The following is a 4,549-nucleotide window of genomic DNA, read 5'->3' as shown; positions in this document are numbered from 1 at the left end:
AGCGCGTCGACGGCCTCCTGGGCGCAGTGCTGCGCGCGAGCGCGCGCCACGTCGGTCGAGGGCAGCGACCGCAGGGCCGCGACCGCGCGCGCGAGGTCGTCGTCGGCGTCGAGCGGGCCGTCGACGAGCGCCACCGCGGCGGCCGCCCGCTCGTCGCCCCGGGCCGCGGCGTCGCGGGCCAGGAGCACGGGCAGCGTCGGCACCCGCTCGCGCAGGTCCGTGCCCGCGCGCTTGCCGCTGTCGTCGCCGAGGAGGTCGAGCACGTCGTCGGCGAGCTGGAAGGCGACCCCCACCCGCTCGCCGTAGGCGACGACGACGTCGCGCACCTGCTGCTCGCAGCCGCCGAACATGGCGCCGAACAGCGCCGACGTCGCGATGAGGGACCCGGTCTTGTCCGAGAGCACCTGGAGGTAGTGCGCCACCGGGTCCTCGCCCTCGTCGGGGCCGACCGTCTCGTGGAGCTGGCCGAGGCACAGGCGCTCGAAGGTGGCGGCCTGGATCTCCACGGCCTCCGGCCCCAGCGCCGCCACGAGGCGGGACGCGCGGGCGAAGAGCAGGTCGCCGGTGAGGATGGCCACGTTGTTGCCCCACACCTGCTGGGCGGCCGGGGCCCCGCGGCGCAGCGGCGCCGAGTCCATGACGTCGTCGTGGTACAGCGTCGCGAGGTGGGTGAGCTCGACGACCACCGCCGCCTCGACGACCTCGGGCGCCGCGCCGTCGCCGAGCTCGCCCGCGAGGAGCACGAGCAGGGGCCGCACGCGCTTGCCGCCCGCCTCGACGAGGTGGCGGGAGGTGCTGTCCGCCAGCCGGTCGGAGTGCGCGACGGCGACGCGCAGCTGCGCCTCGACCGCCTCCATCCGCGCCCCCACCCGCTCCGCGAGCGCGCCGGAGGGTCCGGGGACCCCCCAGCCGGCACCGGCCGGCGGCGTGCTCTGGAGGGGTCTGCGGGGGCTCACGCCCCCCAGTGTCCCGGACGCGGCGGGCGCCCCGTGCACGGCCACCTCAGGCCGCCGGGGCCAGGCGCTGCAGCCCGTTGACGACGCGGTCCAGCGCGTCGCCCCCGCGCGGGTCGGTGAGGTTGGCGAGCAGCTTGACGACGAGGCGCATGACCACCGGGCGCGGCAGGCCGTGCCGCGTGGCCGCCTCCATGACGGCGGGGTGGCCGATCATCTTGACGAAGACGGCCCCGAGCGTGAAGTAGCCGCCCCAGGCGGAGCGGACGGCGGCCGGGTAGGCGTCGAGCGCCCGCAGCCGCGAGGCCGCGTCGGGGCGCCCGAGGGCCTGCACGGCCACGTCGGCGGCGATGCGCGCGGACTCCATGGCGTAGGCGATGCCCTCGCCGTTGAACGGGTTGACCATGCCGCCCGCGTCCCCGAGCAGCAGCATCCCGGCGTGGTGGTGCGGGGTCCGGTTGAAGCCCATGGGGAGGGCGGCGCCGCGCACGGGGCCCTCGCGGTGCTCCTCGTCGAACTGCCAGTCGGCCGGCATCGTCGCCGTCCACCGCCGCAGGAGGTCGCGGTAGTCGACCTTGCCGTAGGCGCTCGAGGAGTTGAGGACCCCGAGGCCCACGTTGCTCGTGCCGTCCCCGACGCCGAAGACCCAGCCGTAGCCGGGGAGCAGGCGCGAGCGCCCCGGCTCGCCGTCCCACAGCTCGAGCCAGCTCTCCATCCAGTCGTCGTCGTGGCGCGGGGAGCGGTAGTACGTGCGCACCGCGACGCCCATGGGCCGGTCCTCCCGGCGGGCGAGGCCGACGGACAGGGCCAGCCGGGCGGAGACGCCGTCCGCGGCGAGGACGACCCGGGCCCGGTGCTCGACGTCCTCCCCGGCGCGGCGGCCCCGCTCGTCGACGGGGTGGGCCCGGACGCCGACGACCCGGCCGGTGGCCTCGTCCACGACGGCGCCGGTGACGCTCGTCCGCTCCTGCACGCGGGCCCCGGCCGCGCGGGCGTGCTCGACGAGCAGGTGGTCCATGTCCAGGCGGGTGCGCACCAGCCCGTGGTCGGGGAAGGACGCGAGCTCGGGCCACGGCAGCTCGACGCGCATGCCGCCGCCGATGATCCGCAGGCCCTTGTTCCGCACCCAGCCGGCCTCCGGCGAGAGGTCGAGCCCCAGGGCCAGCAGCTCGCGGACCGCCCGGGGCGTCAGCCCGTCGCCGCAGACCTTCTCCCGCGGGAAGGACGTCTTCTCCAGCACGAGGACGTCGACGCCGGCCGCGGCGAGGTGTCGGGCCGCCGTGGCGCCGGCGGGTCCGGCGCCGACCACGAGGACGTCGGCGGAGCGCTCAGCGGCTGAGGAGGGCACGTCGCCTCGCAGGGTGGCAGGGGGTGGCGGGGTCGCGCGGGCGCAGGGCCCGGGCCGGACAGGTCTTCCCCCGCCCGTGCTCCTCATGCTACGGAGCCCCTCGGCGTCGGCGACCGGCGGGTCACCCGCTCCTCGGACGGTCCCGGGCGCGCGACGGGCCCCGTCGCGCGCGGCGACGGGGCCCGGGAGGGGGAGCGGAGGCTCAGCCCTTGAACGCGTCCTTGACGTGCTCGCCGCGCTGCTTCGCGTCGGCGGCGGCCTGGTCCTTCTGGCCCTCGGCGCGCATCGCGTCGTCGTCCTTGAGGCCGCCCACGGCCTCCTTCGCCTTGCCCGCCACGTCCTGGGCGGCGTTCTTGATCTTGTCGGCGGCGCTCATGGGAGCCTCCTCGTCTCGGGGCCGTTGCTTACAGCGTCGACTGAAGCACCGGTCCACCAGCGGCGCACCTCGACCGCCGGCCCCGCCGTCACGCCGCGGGCCCCGCCGTCACGCCGCGGGCGCAGGCCTCACCGCGCGGTGCAGGGCGACGACGCCGCCCGTCAGGTCGCGCCAGGCGACGTCGCCCCACCCGGCCGCGGTGATGCGCTCGGCCAGCGCCCGCTGGTCGGGCCACGCCCGGATCGACTCGGCGAGGTACACGTACGCCTCGGGGTTGGAGCTCGTCCGGCGCGCGACGGGGGGCAGGGCGCGCATGAGGTACTCGGTGTAGACGGTGCGGAAGGGCCGCCACGTCGGCGCCGAGAACTCGCAGACGACGAGGCGCCCCCCGGGCCGCACGACGCGCAGCATCTCCCGGAGCGCAGCGGCGGTGTCGGTGACGTTCCGCAGGCCGAAGGAGATGGTGACGGCGTCGAAGGCGCCGTCGGCGAAGGGCAGCCGCGTGGCGTCCCCCGCGGCGAAGGGCAGCGCGCGCCGCGCGGCCCCCGCGCGGAGCATGCCCAGGGAGAAGTCGCAGGCCACGACGTGCGCGCCCAGGGCCGCCAGCGGCGCGCTGCTGGTGCCGGTCCCGGCGGCGAGGTCGAGCACGCGCTCCCCCGGCCGCACGTCGAGCGCGCGCACGACCGCGCGACGCCACCGCCGGTCCTGGCCGAGCGACAGGACGTCGTTCGTGACGTCGTAGCGGCGGGCCACGGCGTCGAACATCGCCGCCACCTCGGAGGGCTGCTTGTCGAGGTCGGCGCGCGTCACGAGCGGGGAGTCTGCCAGCCGTCGCCGGACCGAGGACGGCCAGCCGCCCGCCGCTGTCCCGCCGGCCGCGCGGCGGTCACGACTGCTCCCGCTCGACCTCTTCGCGCTCCTCGTCGAGGGCCACCTTGCTGCGCAGCAGCCGGAGGGCCGTCACGAGGAGGAGGCCGCCGACCATGTTGAGCGCCGCCGTGGGGACGAACCACCCCAGCCAGTCGAGCCACCCGAAGGGCGCCCCCACGAGGAGCGCGCCGAAGGCGAGGAGCGAGTCGAGGATCGAGTGGACCATCTGCAGCCCGGCGAGCAGGAAGGCGCCGGCGAAGGCCGCGGCCACCTTGCCCGTCTCGGAGTCCGCGCCGTGCTGCATGCGCGTCATCAGGGTGATCGTGCTGCCGGCGAGGACTGCGAGCGTGACCGTCTCCCACGACCAGTCGGCCTCGACGAAGTGGGATCCCATCTCCACGGTGGTCGACCGCAGGGAGGGGAAGGCGGTCATGGCGATGGCCATGAACACGAGGCCGCCGAGGAGGTTGGTCACGATGGTCCCGCCCCACAGGCGGGCGAGCTGCTGCCAGGACGCGCGCTTGGCGGCGACGGCCGTGACGGGGACGAGGAACCCCTCGGTGAAGAGCTCGCTGTGGGCGAGCATGAGCGCCAGGAAGCCGATGCCGAAGGCCAGGCCCGCCAGCAGGTGGCTGCCCGTGGCCTCGTAGACGGCGATCAGCGCGAGGACGCCGAGCCCCACCTCGAGACCGCCGAAGAAGCCGGTGACGAGCAGCTCGGTCCACGTGCGGTGGAGCCGCTGCGCGCCCTCGTCGACGATCTCGTCGACCTCCTCCTCGAGCTCCTCCTCGACCGGGGCGTCGTTGTCGCCCAGACGGGACCGGGCGGCGGGGTCGGTGGCGCTGCCCGGCTCGGGCTCGCCCCGCCCCGTCGTCTCCTGCGTGCTGTCGCTCACGGGCGTGCTCCCCTGGTCGGTGCGGGGCCGGCGTCGGCCGGCGGGACGGTGCGGCGGGGGGCCCGCGAGGGGCGGGCCCGAGGCATGTGGGCGAGGTCGCGCCGACG

At 76.5% G+C, this 4,549-nt stretch carries 5 protein-coding genes; all 5 read right to left on the bottom strand.

Translation table 11 applies throughout. The features are described 5' to 3' along the window. Positions 1 to 857, bottom strand: an 857-nt coding sequence (locus HLB09_RS13380) for a polyprenyl synthetase family protein (protein ID WP_171203844.1), incomplete at its 3' end; no start/stop codon positions are given. A 145-nt stretch (positions 858 to 1,002) separates the two neighbouring features. Then, a complete protein-coding gene (locus HLB09_RS13375; protein WP_322790182.1) occupies positions 1,003 to 2,301 on the bottom strand; it encodes a geranylgeranyl reductase family protein in 1,299 nt (432 codons plus the stop codon). Between the two features lie 202 nt (positions 2,302 to 2,503). Then, positions 2,504 to 2,677 carry a CsbD family protein gene (locus HLB09_RS13370; protein ID WP_171203842.1) on the bottom strand — a complete coding sequence of 58 codons (174 nt, stop codon included), beginning with the start codon at positions 2,675 to 2,677 and terminating at the stop codon, positions 2,504 to 2,506. A gap of 108 nt (positions 2,678 to 2,785) precedes the next feature. After that, positions 2,786 to 3,487 (bottom strand): demethylmenaquinone methyltransferase, encoded by a 702-nt coding sequence (locus HLB09_RS13365; RefSeq protein ID WP_171203841.1) that lies wholly within the window; start codon positions 3,485 to 3,487, stop codon positions 2,786 to 2,788. Positions 3,488 to 3,563: 76 nt separating this feature from the next. After that, entirely contained in the window at positions 3,564 to 4,361 is a 798-nt protein-coding gene (locus HLB09_RS13360; RefSeq protein WP_212771054.1) for a formate/nitrite transporter family protein, read from the bottom strand. Between the last annotated feature and the right edge of the window lie 188 nt (positions 4,362 to 4,549).

Source organism: Pseudokineococcus marinus (assembly GCF_013004605.1).
GTDB lineage: Bacteria > Actinomycetota > Actinomycetes > Actinomycetales > Quadrisphaeraceae > Pseudokineococcus > Pseudokineococcus marinus.
The sequence above is the reverse complement of the archived record's forward strand: the minus strand, read 5'-3'. Positions and strand labels throughout refer to the sequence as shown.